We start from the raw sequence: 241 nt of genomic DNA on the forward strand, positions 1-241 counted from the left end.
TTCCCTTCTTTATGGGTTTTTACAGTCATATTTGCGATTGTTTTAACCAGAGGCCGTATCAGGACATTTGTGAAGCAGGCAGATGTAGTGTTTTTACTGCCTTATGAGTCAAAACTCGATCGATATTTCAGAGCTTCTCAGATCTATTCATACATTCTGCAATCTTTTGTGATGCTCGTTATCTTTATTGTCTTGGCACCACTTTTTGCATTAAGAATTTCAAATGAATCAGGAAGCTTCT

At 36.9% G+C, this 241-nt stretch carries 1 protein-coding gene; it reads left to right on the forward strand.

Annotated features, from left to right (window positions below; all coding sequences use genetic code 11):
• Positions 1 to 241: ABC transporter permease (locus tag RYX56_RS24845; RefSeq protein ID WP_317124451.1), on the forward strand; the 241-nt coding region annotated here is incomplete at both ends.

Origin of the sequence: Alkalihalophilus lindianensis, from assembly GCF_032843265.1 — a bacterium.
Classification (GTDB): Bacteria; Bacillota; Bacilli; order Bacillales; family Bacillaceae_D; genus Alkalihalophilus; species Alkalihalophilus lindianensis.